Annotated in this window: 13 protein-coding genes; 6 read left to right on the top strand and 7 right to left on the bottom strand. The window is 71.5% G+C overall.

All coding sequences use genetic code 11. The features are described 5' to 3' along the window. Nucleotides 1-35: 35 nt before the first annotated feature. Both OG344_RS10465 and OG344_RS10460 read right to left on the bottom strand, forming a co-directional pair. Nucleotides 36-263: a hypothetical protein gene (locus tag OG344_RS10465; RefSeq protein ID WP_327049040.1), complete on the bottom strand. Its 228-nt coding sequence runs from the start codon at nucleotides 261-263 to the stop codon at nucleotides 36-38. Between the two features lie 91 nt (nucleotides 264-354). Then, a complete protein-coding gene (locus tag OG344_RS10460; RefSeq protein WP_405088040.1) occupies nucleotides 355-828 on the bottom strand; it encodes an NUDIX domain-containing protein in 474 nt (157 codons plus the stop codon). A gap of 172 nt (nucleotides 829-1,000) precedes the next feature. Between OG344_RS10460 and OG344_RS10455 the strand changes: the two genes are divergently transcribed. Next, nucleotides 1,001-3,253 carry an MMPL family transporter gene (locus OG344_RS10455; protein ID WP_405088039.1) on the top strand — a complete coding sequence of 751 codons (2,253 nt, stop codon included), beginning with the start codon at nucleotides 1,001-1,003 and terminating at the stop codon, nucleotides 3,251-3,253. A 90-nt stretch (nucleotides 3,254-3,343) separates the two neighbouring features. Here OG344_RS10455 and OG344_RS10450 read toward each other — a convergent pair whose 3' ends face one another. The 3 genes from OG344_RS10450 to OG344_RS10440 are packed head-to-tail and all read right to left on the bottom strand — an operon-like array spanning nucleotide 3,344 to nucleotide 5,008. Beyond that, nucleotides 3,344-3,934, bottom strand: coding sequence for an N-acetyltransferase (locus tag OG344_RS10450; RefSeq protein WP_405088038.1), 591 nt, complete (start codon nucleotides 3,932-3,934; stop codon nucleotides 3,344-3,346). Next, complete coding sequence (locus tag OG344_RS10445; protein ID WP_405088037.1) at nucleotides 3,931-4,236, bottom strand: DUF1778 domain-containing protein; 306 nt, start codon at nucleotides 4,234-4,236, stop codon at nucleotides 3,931-3,933. Before OG344_RS10445 ends, OG344_RS10450 begins: the two co-directional genes overlap by 4 nt. A gap of 40 nt (nucleotides 4,237-4,276) precedes the next feature. Further along, on the bottom strand, nucleotides 4,277-5,008 hold the full coding sequence (locus tag OG344_RS10440) for an MBL fold metallo-hydrolase (RefSeq protein WP_405088036.1): 732 nt from the start codon (nucleotides 5,006-5,008) through the stop codon (nucleotides 4,277-4,279). 54 nt (nucleotides 5,009-5,062) lie between these two features. On the opposite strand from OG344_RS10440, the gene OG344_RS10435 reads away from it, so the two are divergent. Both OG344_RS10435 and OG344_RS10430 read left to right on the top strand, forming a co-directional pair. Beyond that, the gene (locus OG344_RS10435) at nucleotides 5,063-5,878 is read left to right on the top strand and encodes a putative RNA methyltransferase (RefSeq protein ID WP_405089070.1); all 816 of its coding nucleotides are present in this window, start codon (nucleotides 5,063-5,065) and stop codon (nucleotides 5,876-5,878) included. Between the two features lie 111 nt (nucleotides 5,879-5,989). Further along, nucleotides 5,990-7,768 (top strand): prolyl oligopeptidase family serine peptidase, encoded by a 1,779-nt coding sequence (locus tag OG344_RS10430; RefSeq protein WP_405088035.1) that lies wholly within the window; start codon nucleotides 5,990-5,992, stop codon nucleotides 7,766-7,768. 18 nt (nucleotides 7,769-7,786) lie between these two features. Here the strand turns inward: OG344_RS10430 and OG344_RS10425 are convergent, their stop codons facing one another. Then, the gene (locus OG344_RS10425; protein WP_405088034.1) at nucleotides 7,787-9,319 is read right to left on the bottom strand and encodes a PP2C family protein-serine/threonine phosphatase; all 1,533 of its coding nucleotides are present in this window, start codon (nucleotides 9,317-9,319) and stop codon (nucleotides 7,787-7,789) included. Nucleotides 9,320-9,478: 159 nt separating this feature from the next. Here OG344_RS10425 and OG344_RS10420 point away from each other — a divergent pair, with 159 nt between their 5' ends. From OG344_RS10420 to OG344_RS10410, 3 genes are all read left to right on the top strand, one after another. After that, on the top strand, nucleotides 9,479-13,693 hold the full coding sequence (locus OG344_RS10420; protein ID WP_327049032.1) for a HAMP domain-containing protein: 4,215 nt from the start codon (nucleotides 9,479-9,481) through the stop codon (nucleotides 13,691-13,693). Nucleotides 13,694-13,696: 3 nt separating this feature from the next. Beyond that, entirely contained in the window at nucleotides 13,697-14,329 is a 633-nt protein-coding gene (locus OG344_RS10415) for a response regulator (RefSeq protein ID WP_327049031.1), read from the top strand. Between the two features lie 83 nt (nucleotides 14,330-14,412). After that, nucleotides 14,413-15,456, top strand: a complete 1,044-nt coding sequence (locus OG344_RS10410; protein WP_405088033.1) for a MerR family transcriptional regulator — start codon at nucleotides 14,413-14,415, stop codon at nucleotides 15,454-15,456. 42 nt (nucleotides 15,457-15,498) lie between these two features. Here the strand turns inward: OG344_RS10410 and OG344_RS10405 are convergent, their stop codons facing one another. Next, the gene (locus OG344_RS10405; protein WP_405088032.1) at nucleotides 15,499-17,634 is read right to left on the bottom strand and encodes an NYN domain-containing protein; all 2,136 of its coding nucleotides are present in this window, start codon (nucleotides 17,632-17,634) and stop codon (nucleotides 15,499-15,501) included. Nucleotides 17,635-17,814: the final 180 nt, after the last annotated feature.

Here is a 17,814-nt window from a genome sequence, read left to right as displayed (position 1 = left end):
CCCCGCTCGGCCGGGGAGGTGGGCGCGGCCGGCGCTCAGGCGGAGCCCATCCGCCGCAGGATCTGCTCGCGCCTGACCTGCAGGTCGTCGACCAGCGCCTCCTGCTGTTCGACGTTGGTCAGCAGGGTGGCCCGCTCCGCCATGTCGGTCGGCGCGTCCCAGCTCTGCCCGATCTCCTGGCGCATCTGCACACTTTCCTGGCGCATGCGCTCGATCTGCGCGTCCAGCTCCTCAAGCTCCTTCTTGAGCTCCGGATCACCCATGCCGCACCGTCCCGCTTCCGTCACTCACACTCGTCGTTCCGTTCGCCCACCCCCCATTTCCACGGGGAGGAGACCTACACGCGGAGGAGAACTATTCGAGGACGGAGCCGCCGAGGTATTCGGTCGTGCCGCTCTCCCGCGCCCGCTCCGCGGCGGTCAGCCGGGCCAGCAGGTACGCCGGGAGGAGCGGGGCGGCCTGCTCGGCGGTGAAGAAGCCGTAGTCCTCCAGCTCCTCCTCCTGGAGCACCATGCCGGCGCCGTCCTCCACGACCCCGCAGTCGAACAGGAAGTGGACGAGCGGAACCGGCCGGTCGTCGATCGGCGGCACCCAGTGGACGACGAGCAGGCGGCCCACCGGCCGGACCAGGCTCAGCTCCTCGGCCAGCTCCCGGTGGCAGGCCTCCTCGGGCGACTCGCCCTCGTCGACGTGCCCGCCCGGCCAGCCCCAGTGGTCGCGGTAGCCCGGCTTGACGAGCAGGACCCGGCCCGAGGGATCGGTGACGAACCCGGCCGCCGCGGCGGCCACCTTGAACAGGCCTGCGTAGAAGGCCTCCGCCGGTATCACCGCAGTTCCGATCGCATGTCCCTGAGCCTAGTCGGGGACGTCCCCTAGACCGCGGGGATGAGGAACGTACGCCCCGGGCAGTACGCGCGATCTGGTCTGCGCGCCCGATGTATCGCCCTTGATCGACTTCTACCGTCGGGAGAGTCGTGGAAAGTCGTGAAAAGGGGAGGTCATGAGAGGCCGCAGGAACATCGCCGCCGCCATCGGTGGCTGGAGCGCGCGCCACCGCTGGGCGGCGCTGCTCATCTGGATCGCGTTCGTCGCCCTCGCGACGGTCGCGGGCAACGCCGCCGGCACGGTGGAGATGCGCGGCTACGAATCCGCGAACGGCGACTCCCGCCAGGCGGAGCGGGTCCTCGACGGCGCGGGGTTCGAGAACGTGGCCGGCGAGATCGTGCTGGTCCAGTCGCGCACGGGGACGCTGACCATCGCCGACCCGGCCTTCCGCCGGGCGGTCGAGGACGTCAGGAAGGCCGTCGAGGCCACCGGCCAGGTCGAGCACGTGCGCACGCCGTACGACAAGGAGCCCTCGCCGGTGACGCAGGACCGGCGGACGACGCTGGTGCAGTTCGACATGAAGGGCGACGGCGGCACGGCCGAGGAGCGGATCCAGCCGGTGCTCGACGCGGTGGCCCGGGTGCAGGGGGCGCATCCGGACCTGCGCGTGGAGGAGGCCGGATCGGCCAGCGCGGACAAGCTGATCGGTGAGGCGATCGACAAGGACTTCGTCCGCGCCGAGCAGCTCTCGCTGCCCATCACGATCGGGATCCTGCTCGCCGCGTTCGGCGCGCTGCTGGCGGCGATCGTGCCGGTCGCGCTCGCGATGACCGCGATCTTCGCCGCGACGGGCCTGCTGGCCTTCACCAGCCACCTCCTGCACGTCGACTCCGCCACGAGCAACGTCATGCTGCTCATCGGCCTCGCCGTCGGGGTGGATTACAGCCTCTTCTACATCATGCGCGAACGGGAGGAGCGGGCCAGGGGCCGGAGCAAGAAGCGGGCCATCGAGATCGCGGCGGCCACCTCGGGACGCGCCGTGCTGATCTCCGGCATCACCGTCATCGTCGCCATGGCGGGCATGTTCCTCACCGGCAACGGCGTCTTCATGGGCTTCGCCGAGGGCACGATCCTCGTCGTGCTCACGGCCGTCGTCGGCTCGCTGACGGTTCTGCCCGCCCTGCTCTCGCTGATCGGCGACAGGATCGACGCCCGGCTGGTCCACGGCGTCGTACGGGTCGTCACCGGCGGCCGCGTGACCTGGCGCCGGATTCTCGGCGTGCGCGGCGGCGAGAGCCGGGTCTGGGGGGCGGTCATGCGGCCGGTGCTGCGCCACCCGCTCGTCTCGGTGCTCCTCGCCGGCGGCCTGCTCGTGGGCCTCGCGATCCCCGCCTTCCAGCTCAAGACCGGCGCGCAGACCATCGACGACCTGCAGGGCGACTACCAGATCGCCGAGACGTTCAAGCGGATCGACAAGGCGTTCCCCGGCGGCAACGAGCCCGCGGTCGTCGTGGCCGAGGCCGCCGACGTGACGACGCCCGCGTTCACCGCCAAGATCGAGGACTTCAAACGGCGGGCCCTCGCCACCGGCGAGGCCAACGAGCCCTTCGCCGTCGCCGTCAACCCCGCGAAGACCGTGGCGAAGATCAGTATCGGCATCAAGGGCACCGGCGCCGACGAGGTGTCCGAGCACGCGATCCGCACGCTGCGCGACGAGGTCGTGCCGGCCGCCCTCCCCGGAGCGCACGTCACCGGCAACACCGCGGGCTCGATGGACTTCAACGCGCAACTCGGCCGCAGGATCCCGATGGTGTTCGCGTTCGTGCTGCTGCTGGCCTTCGTACTGCTGCTGGTGTCGTTCCGCTCGCTGGTCGTGGCGGTCAAGGCCATCGCGCTGAACCTGCTGTCCGTCGCCGCGGCGTACGGCGTGCTCGTGCTGATCTTCCAGAAGGGGTACGGCGAGAGCCTGCTGGGCTTCCACTCGACCGGGACGATCACCAACTGGCTGCCCCTGTTCCTGTTCGTGATCCTCTTCGGGCTGTCGATGGACTACCACGTGTTCATCCTCAGCCGGATCAGGGAGGCGTACGACCAGGGCATGAGCACCGAGGACGCCGTGGCGTTCGGGATCAGGAGCACGGCGGCCGTCGTGACGAGCGCCGCGCTCATCATGGTTGCGGTGTTCTCGACGTTCGCCACGCTGTCGCTGCTGACGTTCATGCAGATGGGCATCGGCCTCGCCGTGGCGGTCCTGATCGACGCGACGATCGTGCGGGCGGTGCTGCTGCCGGCCACGATGAAGCTGCTCGGCGACTGGAACTGGTATCTGCCGCGCTGGCTCGGCTGGCTCCCCCGGCTCTCGCACGGGGACGACACGGCCGAGGAGGCCCCGGAGACTCCCGAGGAGCGGGTCCCCGCTCTCGTCTGACCCACGCGAATCCTGCGCCGGGACGGCCTCGACCGTCCCGGCGCCGGCGTGTCCGGGGTCACACCAGGCCACACAAGGGCCCCGGCTCGATCATCGCAAGGTGTCGCGGCTGCTTTCCACGTCCACCGCTTCCGTGAAACCCGGGACCGTGCCGATCACGCCGTCCAACGCCCCGCCCGGAAGTGCCCGCCGCAGGTCCTTCATCAGCAGCAGGAGATGAAGCGGGTCGCTCGGGCTCTGCTCAAACGCGGCGAGCCGCAGGTAGAAGGCCCGGGCCGTCTCGCTCTCACAGTGGATGAGCATGGCTCGGACACCGATCTGGTCGGCCACCCGCGCCACCCTGCGGAAGGCGTCCACCACCAGCGCTCGTCCCAGTCCGATCCCCTGCGCGGCCAAGTCCACACCCAGCCGCGCCAGGATCACGACGGGCTGATCGTGACGACCCGCCCCCTTGAGCAGCCGTGCGGGAGCCCCTGCCGGACCGACGCTCCCGGCCGCGAGCGCGTAGTAACCCATCACTCTGCCGGACCCGGCGTCGCGGACGACGTACACGCGACACCCTCCACCCGCGTGCGCCTGCAGCGCATGACGCGTCAGCCACTCGCTCTGCGCGGGAGAGCCGCAATCGAAGCCGTCGAGGTCGTCATCGCGTGCGATGGACGACACCTGCGACAGCTTCACGGGTTCTCGTCCAGCAGCGTCGGGGTTCGCATGAGTTCGGCCAGCCCCGGCACGTCACGGGGCTCCCGGGACAGAGCCATGTCGAAGGCCCGCCACTGCTCCTCGCCGAGGCGGAAACCCGTGCGGTCCGCCAGCAGTTCGCGGGCGGCCGTGGTCGCGGCGCCGAGCACGAACGAGGAAACGGTGTCCCCCGCGACCTCGCTCGCGCTCTCCAGCAGCCGCTTGGTCTCCCCGTCCACGCGCAGGTTGATGCGCTCCTCCTTGACACCCACAACCAGAGCGTACGTACGTTGTGCAGCCATGGCCAAGAGCTTAGCAAGCAGATTGGCGATGGGTAATCGATTAATTACGCAGGGCGATGAAGGGCTGGGGGAAGTGGGCGGGGGCGAGGACGGCGGTGCGGGCGAGGAGGTCCCGGCGCGTCCGTACGGCGAGATCGGGATCCTCGTCGTACGCGTAGCGGATCGAGGGGTCGGCGAGTTGCGCCGGATGGTGCAGCATGTCGCCGCTGATCAGCACGTCTCCGACCGCCACGCACTGGTGGCCGGGCGTGTGCCCGGGAGCGTGCAGCACCCGGACGCCGGGAACGGGCTCGGCATCGCCGTCGACGACGTCCAGGTTCTCCCCCAGCGGCAGGATGATCCGCTCGCGCACCGGGCCGGACGCCCACTCGACCTCCGCCCGCTGCAGCACGTAGCGGGCGTTCGGGTAGGCGGGGGCCCCGTCCACGACGCACCCGCCGGCGTGGTCGCTGTGCAGGTGGGTCACCACCACGACGTCGACGTCGGCCGGGGCGACCCCGACGGCGGTGAGTTCCGCGCCGAGCCGTCCGGGCAGGGGCGCCCAGGTCGCGGGCGAGTCCGCGCCGCCGATGCCCGTGTCCACCAGGACCGTACGGCCCCCGGTCCGCAGCAGGAAGCAGTGGAAGTGGAGCACCCACTCCTCGTCTGGGCCGAACGACGAGCCGGGGAACAGCTCCGGCAGCGGTCTGCGGATGGGGGGTCCCATCGGGCCCACGGCGTCGCACAGGGGAGTGATCTCGGCACCGGCCACGGTTCTCGGCTCGTACGGCATCGGACCACGATACGGCGGGTGCGGCGACGCCCGGGCGGCCGGGATGATGGAGGGGTGCTCGCCGACGTCATCGACCTGCTCGTCTGCCCCCTCTGCACGGCGAAGATCCACCTGGACGGAGGATCGGTGCGGTGCGGGAGCGGCCATTCCTTCGACGTCGCGCGCCAGGGATACGTGAACATGCTCACCCGGCCCGCCGGCACGGCCGACACGCCCGCCATGGTCGCGGCGCGGACGCGCTTCCTCGACGCGGGCCACTACGCTCCGCTGGCCCGCCGCCTCACCCGGCTGTGCGCGGGCGCGGAGGTGGTCGCCGACGCCGGCGCGGGCACCGGCCACTACCTGGCGGCGGCGCTCGGCGGCGGCGCGGTGGGGATCGCGCTCGACGTGTCCAAGCACGCGCTGCGGCGGGCCGCCCGGGCCCATCCCCGCGTCGGCGCGGTCGTGGCGGACGTGTGGCGGCCCCTTCCGGTCGGCGACGACCGTGTCGACGTGCTGCTGAACGTCTTCGCGCCGCGCAACGCGCCGGAGTTCGCCCGGGTCCTGCGGCCGGGCGGGACACTGGTCGTCGTCACGCCGGGTCCCGGCCACCTGCGCCCGCTCGTGGAACGGCTCGGCCTGCTGTCGGTGGACGAGGACAAGGAACGCCGCCTGGAGGAGAGCCTCGGTGGCACGTTCACCCGGGAGGGCGAGGAGACCGAGGAGTTCACGCTCTCCCTCGGCCACGAGGAGGCCGGAGCGGTGGTCGGCATGGGCCCGAGCGCCTGGCACACGCGCCCGGAGGAACTGGCCGCGAGAATCGGCGACCTGCCCGACCCGGTCGAGGTGACCGCCTCGTTCCGCGTCTCCCGCTGGACGGCCCGCACCTGACCTTTCCTCTGTGGGCGGAATCCTCGCCCGACATCACCCATTTAGCGGTCATTGTCGCGCCTCACGGGACATACTGAACGCAGACCCCGCAGGTGCACAGGGGAGGGCGGCATGAAGGCCGAGGAACGCTGGCAGGCCAGGTTCCGGGCACCGCGCGTGACCCTGCCCACGTGGGCGCGGCAGGCACCGCATCGTGCCGTCTACCGCGGCAACGCCTCCGGCGCCTGGGAGATCTACGCGTGGGACCGGTCGAACGGGCGCACCCGCCAGGTCACCGACCGCCCCAACGGCACCCGGCACGGCGCGATCGACCCGACCGGCCGCTGGGTCTGGTGGTTCGGCGACGCCGGCGGCGACGGGCAGGGCGTCTGGTCGCGGCAGCCGTTCGACGGCGGTCCCGATGTGCCCCTGCCCATGCCTCCCGGTCATCCGGGCGGGCTCGCGCTCGCCTCCGACGGCACCGCGGCGGTCGGCCGCTCCTCCCGGGACGGTTTCGAGATCCTGCTGGCCCGCCAGGGGGACGAGCCGGTGCGGCTCTACCACCACGACGAGTACGCCGTGGTCGCGGACATGTCCCTCGACGGGGCGGTCGTCGCCGTCACCCACAGCGAGCACGGCGACCTGCTGCACCCGGCCGTGCGGGTGCTGAAGGCGAACGGATCGGTGGCCGCCGAGCTGGACGACGGGCCCGGCAAGGGGGTGATCGGGATCCGCTTCGCGCCCGTGCCCGGCGACCGGCGGCTGCTGGTCCTGCACGAGCGCCGGGGCCGCCGCGAGCCGCTCGTGTGGGACACGGTGACCGGCGAGCAACGGGAGATCTGGCTGCGGGGGCGCGGGGAGATCTCCGCCGACTGGTACGACGACGGCCGCGCCCTGCTGATCGTCCACAACCACCGGGGCCGCACCGAACTGCTGCGCTACGACCTGGCCGGTGGGGGCCTCACCCCCATCGACAGCCCGCACGGGGTGATCGAGGCGGCGGCGCCGCGGCCCGACGGGACCGTCGAGTACGCCTGGTCGAGCGCGGCCCACCCTCCGGTGATCAGGTCGAGCAACGGCCACGTGGTCTTCAGCCCCGGTCGTACGCCACCGCCGTCCGTGCCGCTGGAGGACATCGACGTGGAGGGCCCGGGCGGCCGCATCCACGCCCTCGTCTCCCGGCCGGAGCGGGCCGCCGCGCCATACCCGGCGGTGTTCCTGCTGCACAGCCAGCCGGCCGCGTTCGACGGCATGCCGGGCGGGCAGGACGACGACTCCTTCCAGCCGCAGGTGGCGGCGTGGGTGGACGGCGGCTTCGCGGTGATCCGGGTGAACCACCGCGGCTCGGCCGGGTACGGCTCGGCCTGGCGCGAGGCGCTGCGCGGAGACGTCGGCCACATCGAGCTCGCCGACGTGGCGGCGGTGCGCGACTGGGCCGTGGAACACGGCATCGCCGACCCCGACCGTCTCGTGCTCGCCGGGGCCGCGTGGGGCGGCTACCTGACCCTGCTCGCGCTCGGCACCCAGCCGAAGGCCTGGGCGGCGGGGATCGCGACCATGCCCATCCCCGACCACGCGGCGATGTACGAGCAGGAGGCCGAGTACCTGCGCGCGGCGCACCGGGCGCTGCTCGGCGGCTCTCCGTCCGAGGTGCCCGACCGGTACGCCGCGTCCTCCCCGATCACGTACGCCGACATGGTGGAGGCACCGCTGCTGATCATCGCGGGAGACGACGATCCACACTGCCCGATGGAGCAGGTGGAGCGCTACGCGCGGGCCCTCGCCGACCACGGCCGCGAGGCGTCCCTCTACCGGTACGCGGCCGGGCCGGGCACGCCCGCGGTCGAGGAGAGGGTCCGGCAGATGGCGGCGTCCATCGACTTCGCCTCACGCGCCCTGGGCCGGGCCTGACCTGCGCGAGGCAGCCGGTCAGGGGGCGCGCAGGACGAGGATGGCGAGGTCGTCGGCGCTCGGTTCGGGCGCGAAGTCCTGCACGGCGCGGCGGATACGCTCGGCGACGGCGCGGGCGGACAGGTCGGCGCACTCCGCCAGCAGCCTGGCGAGGCCGCCGTCGTCGTCCAGCAGCCGGGTGCCCGACCTCCGCTCGGTCACCCCGTCGGTCACCCCGAGCAGCACGTCACCGGGGGTGAGCCGCAGCTCGTCCTCCTGGAACCTCGTCTCCGGGAAGACCCCGAGCAGCGACTGCGGTGAGGCGACGACCTCGACGTCGCCGTTCGGCCGCAGCCGCATCGCCTCCGGGTGTCCGGCGGAGACGAGCCGGATGTCCAGCCCTTCGGGCACGACGTTGATCTGGCCGTGCAGCAGCGTCAGGAAGCGGGCGCGCTCCCCCTCCTCCAGGATCGCCTGGTTGAGGCGGCCCACCACGGCGGCCACGCCGTACCCCTCGCGGGCGAGCAGCCGGAGCGTGTGCCGGGCCAGCCCGGTCACGGCGGCGGCCTCGGGGCCGGTGCCGCACACGTCGCCGATCGCGAACCGCCAGACGCCCTGGGCGACCGGGAACAGGTCGTAGAAGTCGCCGCCGACCTCGTTGGTCTCCCCGGCCGGCTCGTAGATCACGTGGAAGTCGAGGCCGGGCGTGTCCGGCTCGTCGGGCGGCAGCAGGCTGCGCTGGAGCGCCCGGTTGGCCGCGGCCTGCTGCGCGTACAGGCGGGCGTTGTCGAGCGCCAGCGCCGCGCGCCGGCCGAGGTCCTCGGCGATCTGCATCGCCTCGTCGGGGAAGTGGTCGCGCCGGCCCAGGCACATCACGCCGAGCCGCCGCCCGCGCGCGGTCAGCGGGTACGCCAGCGCCTGCCACTCGCCCAGCGGCAGCACGGCGGGCCCGTCGTCCGCCGGCAGCGCGACGTCCACGAGTTCGTCGCGCATGACGTCGATCTGCGTCTCGTCCGCGTGCCACAGGTACGCGGGGCGCAGGTCGCCCGAGCCGCCCTGCGCGGTGTAGACGGCGCACCAGCTGGCCAGGCGCGGCACCACGATCTGCGCGATGATCGCCGGCACCATCTCGGGGTTGAGCGTGCCCGCCAGCAGGTCGCTCGCGTCGGCCAGGAAGCCGAGCCAGCCCGGGCCGTGCGCGGCCTCCAGCAGCCACTCGTCGCTCTGCACCGGCTCACCGCCGGGCAGGTCGAGCCGGGCCCACCGGGTGCGCAGGGACGAGGTGAACGTCACGCCCCAGGTCGCGGCGTCGGCCTGCGGCCCGAAGTCGGAGCCGTCCGCCTTCTCCCGCACCTCCACCTGGACGGTCTCCCCGTGGTGCAGCCAGGCGACCTCGAAGGGCCCTCCGGACGCCCCGGCGACGAGTTCGCCCACCAGGCGCTCGGCTTCCGGGCACACGGAAAGTGCCGCCCACGCCGTCATCACTTCGCGCGTGAACCGCTTCGCGTCGGGTACGGCCGTCTCGCCCGGCGTGAAGGACGCGGCGAGGACGGCACGAGGGGAAACAACCACCGCCTTCTTGCTTACCACACTTCGGGCTGACGCCGGGTCAGGCAAGGGGGCCCCGCACCCCACGGAACGTGACAGACTGGCATGGAGTCCACAGCTGGACGAGGCCGTACTGGCCGCTGCCCTGGTCGCGTCAGCCCCGATCGGGGTAAAGGAGGCTAGATGTCGCCCGCCAACGTCGAACTGGCCGGGACCGAACGGACCTACACCGAATCCGATCTCGTTCCCTTTCTGGAAACCCTCATCACCTGGCGGGACGGCGACTTCCGCCGGCGCGTCTCCCACGCCCCCGCGGGGATCCTCAGCGAGATCAGGCTGCTGCTCAACGAGGTGGCCGACCGGCGTGAGCACCTCGCCAACGAGCTGGCCCGGGTGCGCCGCGAGGTCGTCAAGGAGGGCCGGTTCACCGAGCGGCTGAGCCCGGGACCGGGCGTGGGCGCGTGGGCGGAGAGCGTGGGCTCGGTCAACGACCTGATCGACGCGATCGTCACCCCGGTCAGCGGCGCCGCCGACGTCATCGACGCGGTGGCCAAGGGCGACCTGTCCCGCCGGATCGACGTGGACCGCGCGGCCCGGGGCGAGGTGCGGCGGCTCGGCAAGGCCATCAACGGCATGGTCGACCAGCTCTCGCTGTTCACCTCGGAGGTGACCCGGGTCACCCGCGACCTCGGCACCGAGGGCCGGCTGGGCGGCCGGGCAAACCTGCGCGGCATGTCGGGAAGCTGGCGCGACCTCACCGAGGCCGTCAACACGATGTCCGACCGCGTCTCCGCGCAGGTGCGCGACATCGCCGAGGTGACGACCGCGGTGGCCAAGGGCGACCTGAGCCGCAAGGTCACCGTCGACGCCGTCGGCGAGATGCTGGAGCTCAAGCACACCGTCAACACGATGGTCGACCAGCTCTCGGCCTTCGCCGAGGAGGTCACCCGGGTCGCCCGCGAGGTCGGCACCGAGGGCAAGCTGGGCGGCCAGGCGCAGGTGCGCGGCGTCTCGGGGACGTGGAAGGACCTCACCGACAACGTCAACTTCATGGCGAACAACCTGACCTCGCAGGTCCGGCAGATCGCCGTGGTGTCCACCGCCGTCGCGAAGGGCGACCTGTCCAGGAAGATCACCGTGGACGCCCAGGGCGAGATCCTGGAGCTCAAGGAGACCCTCAACACGATGGTCGACCAGCTCTCGGCGTTCGCCGACGAGGTGACCCGGGTCGCCCGCGAGGTCGGCACCGAGGGCAAGCTGGGCGGCCGCGCCGAGGTGAAGGGCGTGTCGGGCGTCTGGAAGGACCTCACCGACAACGTCAACTCGATGGCCAGGAACCTCACCTACCAGGTGCGCAACATCGCCCAGGTGACCACGGCCGTCGCCAACGGCGACTTCACCCGCAAGATCGACGTCGACGCCCAGGGCGAGATGCTCGAACTCAAGAGCACCATGAACACCATGGTCGACCAGCTGTCGTCCTTCGCCTCCGAGGTGACCCGCGTCGCCCGCGAGGTCGGCACCGAGGGACGCCTCGGCGGCCAGGCGCAGGTGCGCGGCGTGTCGGGCAACTGGAAGGACCTCACCGACAACGTCAACTTCATGGCGAACAACCTGACGTCCCAGATCCGGCAGATCGCCGTCGTGTCCACCGCCGTCGCCCAGGGCAACCTGTCGAAGAAGATCACCGTGGACGCCCAGGGCGAGATCCTGGAGCTCAAGGACACGATGAACACGATGGTCGACCAGCTCTCGGCCTTCGCCGCGGAGGTGACCCGCGTCGCCCGCGAGGTCGGCACCGAGGGACGCCTCGGCGGCCAGGCCCGGGTGCCGGGCGTGTCGGGCGTCTGGAAGGACCTCACCGACAACGTCAACTCGATGGCCAACAACTTCACCTACCAGGTGCGCAACATCGCCCAGGTGACCACGGCCGTCGCCAACGGCGACCTGACCCGCAAGATCGACGTCGACGCCCAGGGCGAGATCCTCCAGCTCAAGAGCACCATGAACACCATGGTCGATCAGCTCTCGTCCTTCGCCTCCGAGGTGACCCGCGTCGCCCGCGAGGTGGGCTCGGAGGGCCAGCTCGGCGGCCAGGCCCGCGTCGAGGGCGTCGAGGGCACCTGGAAGCGGCTCACCGAGAGCGTGAACGAGCTGGCCGGCAACCTCACCACGCAGGTGCGCGCGATCGCCGAGGTGACCAGCGCCGTCGCCAGGGGCGACCTCACCCGGTCGATCACCGTGGAGGCCCCGGGCGAGCTGGCCCAGCTCAAGGACAACATCAACACGATGGTGTCCACCCTGCGCCAGACCACGAAGACGAACCAGGAGCAGGACTGGCTCAAGTCCAACCTGGCCCGGATCTCCCGCCTCATGCAGGGCCACCGCGACCTCATGGAGGTCGCGCGACTGATCATGAGCGAGCTCACCCCGCTCGTGTCGGCCGGTCACGGCGCCTGCTACCTCTACGACGGCGGCCGGCTCAACCTCATCGCCGGGTACGGCATCCAGCCGGGGTCGTCCCCCAAGCCGCGCTTCGAGCTGGGCGAGGGGATCATCGGCCAGGCCGCCCTGGAGGCCAAGCAGATCATCCTGGAGAACGTGCCGGCCGACTCGATCACGATCGAGACCGGGCTCAGCCGGTCGCACCCGGCGCAGATCGTCGTGCTGCCGATCCTGTTCGAGAACAAGGTGCTCGGCGTCCTGGAGATGGCCTCGTTCACCCAGTTCAGCCAGGTGCACGTGGCGTTCCTCACGCAGCTCGTCGAGACCATCGGCGTCACCATCAACACGATCATGGCGAACTCCCGGACCGAGGCGCTGCTGACCGAGTCGCAGCGGCTCGCCATCGAGCTGCAGGAGCGCTCCGACGAGCTGCAGCGCCAGCAGGAGGAGCTGCGCCGGTCCAACGCCGAGCTGGAGGACAAGGCGGCGCTGCTCGCCAAGCAGAACCGGGCCATCGAGATCCAGAACTTCCAGATCGAGCAGGCCCGGCGGACGCTGGAGGAGCGCGCCGAGCAGCTCGCGGTGTCGTCCCGCTACAAGTCCGAGTTCCTGGCGAACATGTCCCACGAGCTGCGCACCCCGCTGAACAGCCTGCTCGTGCTCGCCAAGCTGCTCACGGAGAACGCCGAGGGCAACCTGACGGCGCAGCAGGTCGAGTTCGCCCGCACCATCCACGACGCGGGCTCGGCGCTGCTCCAGCTCATCAACGACATCCTCGACCTGTCCAAGGTCGAGGCGGGCCGCATGGACATCCACCCGCAGGCCATGTCGGTGGCCGCGCTGGTCGAATACATGGAGGCGACGTTCGCCCCGCTCGCGCGGGACAAGGGGCTCTCCTTCACCGTCGACGTCGACCCCTCGGTGCCCGGCGACGTCAGCAGCGACGAGCAGCGCCTGCAGCAGGTGCTGCGCAACCTGCTGTCCAACGCGGTGAAGTTCACCCACAAGGGCGAGGTCAGACTGGAGGTGACCCGCGCGGCCTCCGACGTGCCGTACGTGGACGAGAAGCTGCAGGGCGCGCAGGACATGCTCGCCTTCAAGGTCGTCGACACCGGCATCGGCATCGCGCCGGACAAGCTCGAAGTGATCTTCGAGCAGTTCCGGCAGGCCGACGGCACGACCAGCCGCAAGTACGGCGGCACCGGCCTCGGCCTGTCGATCTGCCGGGAGATCGCCCGCCTCCTCGGCGGCGAGATCCACGTCCAGAGCACGCCCGGGGCGGGCAGCACCTTCACGCTCTATCTGCCGCCGAGCTACTCCGGGCCGCTCGCCGCGTCCGACGGCGGTGCGATCACCTCGCTGGCGTCCTCGGACGGGCCCGAGGTGGACGTGCCCGAGCTGCACATCAAGGAGATCCTCCCGGAGATCCCGCTGCCGATCGACCCGCCCATGGCGCAGCTCGCGCCGATCCCCGACGGCCATGTCCACGACTGGCAGGGCGACGACCCGCTGTCCGGAGCCAAGATCCTCATCGTGGACGACGACATCCGCAACGTCTTCGCGCTGACCAGCGTGCTGGAACGGCACGGCTCGACCGTCGTCTACGGCGAGAACGGCCGCGAGGGCATCGAACAGCTCGAACGCAACGAGGACGTCGCGCTCGTCCTGATGGACATCATGATGCCCGAGATGGACGGCTGGGCGACGACCTCGGCGATCAGGAAGATGCCGCAGTTCGCCGATCTCCCGATCATCGCGCTGACGGCGAAGGTCATGCATGGCGACCGGGAGAAGAGCATCGCGTCGGGCGCGTCCGACTACGTGCCGAAGCCGGTCGACGTGGACCGGCTGCTCGAACGGCTGCGCGGATGGCTCATGCGCGGGCGGAACGTGGGCACAGAACGGACGAGGGGCGTGCCGGCCCCCGAGTCCCGCGACTCCCAGGAGGCATGATCGATGCCTGACCGCGCCAGGGTCCTGCTGGTCGACGACCGCGAGGAGAACCTGATCGCCCTTGAGGCGATCCTGAGTTCGCTGGACGTCGTGCCCGTACGGGCACGCTCCGGCGAGGAGGCGCTGAAGGCTCTCCTGTCGAGCGACTTCGCCCTCATCCTGCTCGACGTGCGCATGCCGGGCATGGACGGCTTCGAGACGGCCGCGCATATCAAGCGCAGAGAGCGCACCAGGAACATCCCGATCATCTTCCTGACCGTGGTCGACAGCGCGCCCGACTACGCCTTCCGCGGGTACGCCGCCGGAGCGGTCGACTATCTCACCAAGCCGTTCGACCCCTGGGTGCTGCGCGCGAAGGTGTCCGTGTTCGTGGAGCTCTACGCCATGAACCGGCGGCTCACCGAGCAGGCGGCGTTGCTCCGCGAGCGGCTGGCCGGTGAACTGCCCGGAGGCGGCGGCACCGACCTGACGTCCGTCCTGGCCGAGCTGGCCAAGCGGCTGGCCGCCGTCGAGGACGACCTGCGCCGGGTGCGGGAACTGGCCGGCGAGCCGGACGACCCGCCACTGAACGGCGCGATCTCCGACCTGGGCGAGCGGGTCGCCCACCTGCGGTCCGGCTTCGACGCCCTCGGCTGAGGCGCGGCACCCTTTCACCCCCGCCGGACGGCCGCCCTCCGCCGGGTTGCGTCTCCCGTAGGGGGAGACGCAAGGGTGGAGGCATGGACGGCGACACGTTGTGTTCGATCGGCGAACTGGCGGCGCGAACCGGGCTGACGATCAAGGCGATCCGGTTCTACTCCGACCGCGGCATCGTGCCGCCCACCGACCGAAGCCCGGCCGGCCACCGCCGCTACGGCCCTGACGCCGTGGCCCGCCTGGACCTCGTACGCACACTGCGCGACCTGGGGATCGACCTGCCCACGATCAGGAAGGTCCTGGACCGGGACGCGACGCTGGCCGAGGTCGCGGCGGCGCACGCCGAGGCGCTGGCGGTGCAGATCCGGGTGCTGCGGTCGCGGCACGCGGTGGCCCTGGCAGTGGCGAGGCGCGGCTCCACCCCTGAGGAGTTGGATCTGATGCACGGACTCGCCCGGCTCACCGAAGACGAACGACGGCGGCTGATCGACGACTTCCTCGACGCCGCCTTCGGCGACCTCGACGCCGACCTGACCGGGATCAGGCGCACGATGACCCCCGAACTCCCCGACGACCCCGAACCCGAGCAGGTCGAGGCATGGGTCGAACTCGCCGAACTGTCCGGCGACCCGGCCTTCCGGGCCGCGCTCAGGCGCGTCGCCGAGCAGCACGTGGCCGACCGCGCGGACGCCGCCGCCCCACGTCCGGACACCGTCCCACGTCCGGACACCGTCCCACGTCCGGACACCGTCCCACGTCCGGGCACCGCCGCCCCACGTCCGGGCACCGCCGCCCCACGTCCGGGCACCGCCGTCCCACGTCCGGACGCCGTCGCGATCGTCCGCGACCAGGTCGCCCCCGCACTGGCGGCGGGCGTCGACCCCGCCTCGTCCGGCGCCGGACCGTACCTCGCCGCGGTCACCGCACGGTATGCCGCGACCCTGCGCCGCCCGGACGACGCGGCCCTGCGACGCCGGTTGCTCACCCTGCTGGAAACCGCGAACGACCCGCGCCGCCAGACCTACTCCCGCCTGCTCGCGGTGGTCAACGGCTGGCCGCCCCCGGACGACCCGGCACCCGCCCTCACCTGGTGCGTCCGGGCCCTGCGCACCCGGACCCCGAAGTAGTGGAGTGTCCGCGAACCTTGGCCGGGCCGGTCACGGTGCCGGCTAGCGGCGGGCCCGCTCCAGGGCGTCCCAGAAGCCGCGCCGCAGCGCGTGCCGGACCTCGTCGTGGAGGAGGAAGTCGATCGGGAGCGACGACCCCTGCAGAAGCCTGGCCTCCAGGTCGGACGGCATGCGGGGCTTCCGGGCCAGCACCGCCTCCAACCAGAGCGCGGGAGCGTCCCTGGCCACGGACTCGCCGAAGTCGTGGCCCTCCTTGTGCGCGGCCTGCACCGCCTCGGCCAGCGTCGTGGTGCCTCCGGGCTGCATCGGCACCGGCGCGGGCTGCGGACCGGTGTACGGCCCGAGCTGGGAGGGCGAGTAACCGCCGGAGCCGGAGGCGTACTGGGTGTGCAGCGGTGTCGTCGGTGGCGCCTGACCTGCGGGTGGCGACGGCGGAAGGGGCGCCGGTGGAGCCGGCAGCGGCATGGACGGGGGCGGCATCGATGGGGGCGGCTGAGCCGGGCGCTGCTGCGACTGGCCGGGCGGCTGATGGGCTTCCGGCGGATATCCGTTGTAGACCGGTGGGGACGGCTGCGCCGGAAGCGCCGGGCGGGCGTGCCCGGAAGATCGGCCGCCGCTGTGAACCCCGGAATGGGCCCCAGAATGGGTCCCGGAGTGAGCCCCGGAGCCATGCCCGCTCGAACCCTGGGTTCCCAAATTGTGGGTCTCCGAGCTGTGGGGACCCGAACCGTAGGTCTCAGAACTGTGAGTCTCAGAACCCCGCGCGCCCGAACCGTGAGCACCGGAACCATGAGCACCGGAGCCGTGAGCGCTGGAGTCATGAGCGCTGGAGTCATGAGCGCTGGAACTGAACGCACTCGCGTCATGCACACCGGATCCGAGACTGCCCGACGCGTGACCGCCGGATGAGTGACCGCCGGATGAGTGACCGCCCGGCGCGTGACCGCCGGATGAGTGACCGCCCGACCCCGTGGTGCCGGACGCGTGAGCGCCGGACACATGACTGCCGGACGCATGGCTGCCGGACGAGTGGGCCCCCGTGCTGTGTGCCCCGCCGCCGAGCGACCCGCCTGGTGACGATCCCCCATGCGACGCCGAACCGAGCGATCCCAGATCATGCGAACCGGCACCATGAGAACCGGCGCCATGAGAACCGGCACCATGAGAACCGGCACCATGAGAACCGGCGCCATGAGAACCGGCACCATGAGAACCGGCACCATGCGAGCCAGAGGCGTGCGACCCACCGCTCTGTGCCAGCCCACCGCTCTGTGCCAGCCCATCGGGTGCCGGCGTAGCTGATGCAGGAAGACCCGGCGTCGAAACGTCTGATGACGACGTGCCGGGCGTCGAGGCGTCGTGCGCGCCCGGATCACGTGAGCTGGAGCCGTGTGAATCCGGACCGCTCAGGCCCGAGCCGTACGAGGCGCTGTCATGCCCGCCGGAGACGGGAAGGCCTGCGGTCTGCGAGCCGAGGATGTAGCCGGCCTGCGGCTGCGACCCCTGCGACCGGGGTCCGTTCGGCGGCGAACCGTGCGGGTGGGAGCCGTTGACGTGGGCGACGACGCCGTTGCCGTGGTGCTGGCCGTTGCCCGCCGTCAGCTGGTGCTGCCCGGTGCCGACGTTCTGGCCCGCGTCCGCCGTGGTCGAGAGCGTGACGTACGGCCGCAGGTGCGCGCCCGCCATCTCCACGAGGTCGTCGCACTCCTGGCGCAGGGTGCGCGCGGCGGACCAGGTGCCGTCCGCGGCCAGTTGCATGACCGTCACGCGGATGCCGAGGTCCTGCGCGTCGCTCACCACCTGGGTGAGATCCTCGTCGCCGCTGACCACGACCGCGTCGCAGACGGCGTTGTTGCGGGCCAGGGTCATCAGGTCCCGGTGGACCTGGGCGTCCACGCCCTCGCGGCGGCCCGGACGGATGCGTCCGAGGCGGAGCTTGAGACCGGGAATGTCGGCCAGCACGTCGTGCTCGGGCGTCCGGCGGCCCTCGACGGTCGCCTCGTACCAGTAACAGCGCAGCAACGGCAGGCCGGTGCGCTCGCGCGACAGGTTCGTCAGGAACCGCAACAGCCCGGGATAGTCCCAGGAGACGGCCTCGCGATGGCGGGTCCCATGGACGGCCATCGCGCCGTCTGCCAGCAAGTAGCCGGCGTCAACGAACAGCGCGCAGCGATCCACGCGACACCGCCCTTCCTACGTGGCTCTCTCAGGGTAGTCAAGCGTGTGTTCCCGCGAGGGTGATTCCCGGCGATTCAGCCCTCGCCCCCCACTGGGAGATCGGGACGTCCGCGGCCCCTGGAATCGGAAGCGTTCATGCCGACCGTACCAGTTTGTCCAGGTATTACCTGCCACTCATTC

Source organism: Microbispora sp. NBC_01389 (assembly GCF_045040095.1).
In the GTDB taxonomy this organism is placed as follows: domain Bacteria; phylum Actinomycetota; class Actinomycetes; order Streptosporangiales; family Streptosporangiaceae; genus Microbispora.
Note: the sequence above shows the minus strand (reverse complement) of the source record. Positions and strands in the feature narration are given on the sequence as shown.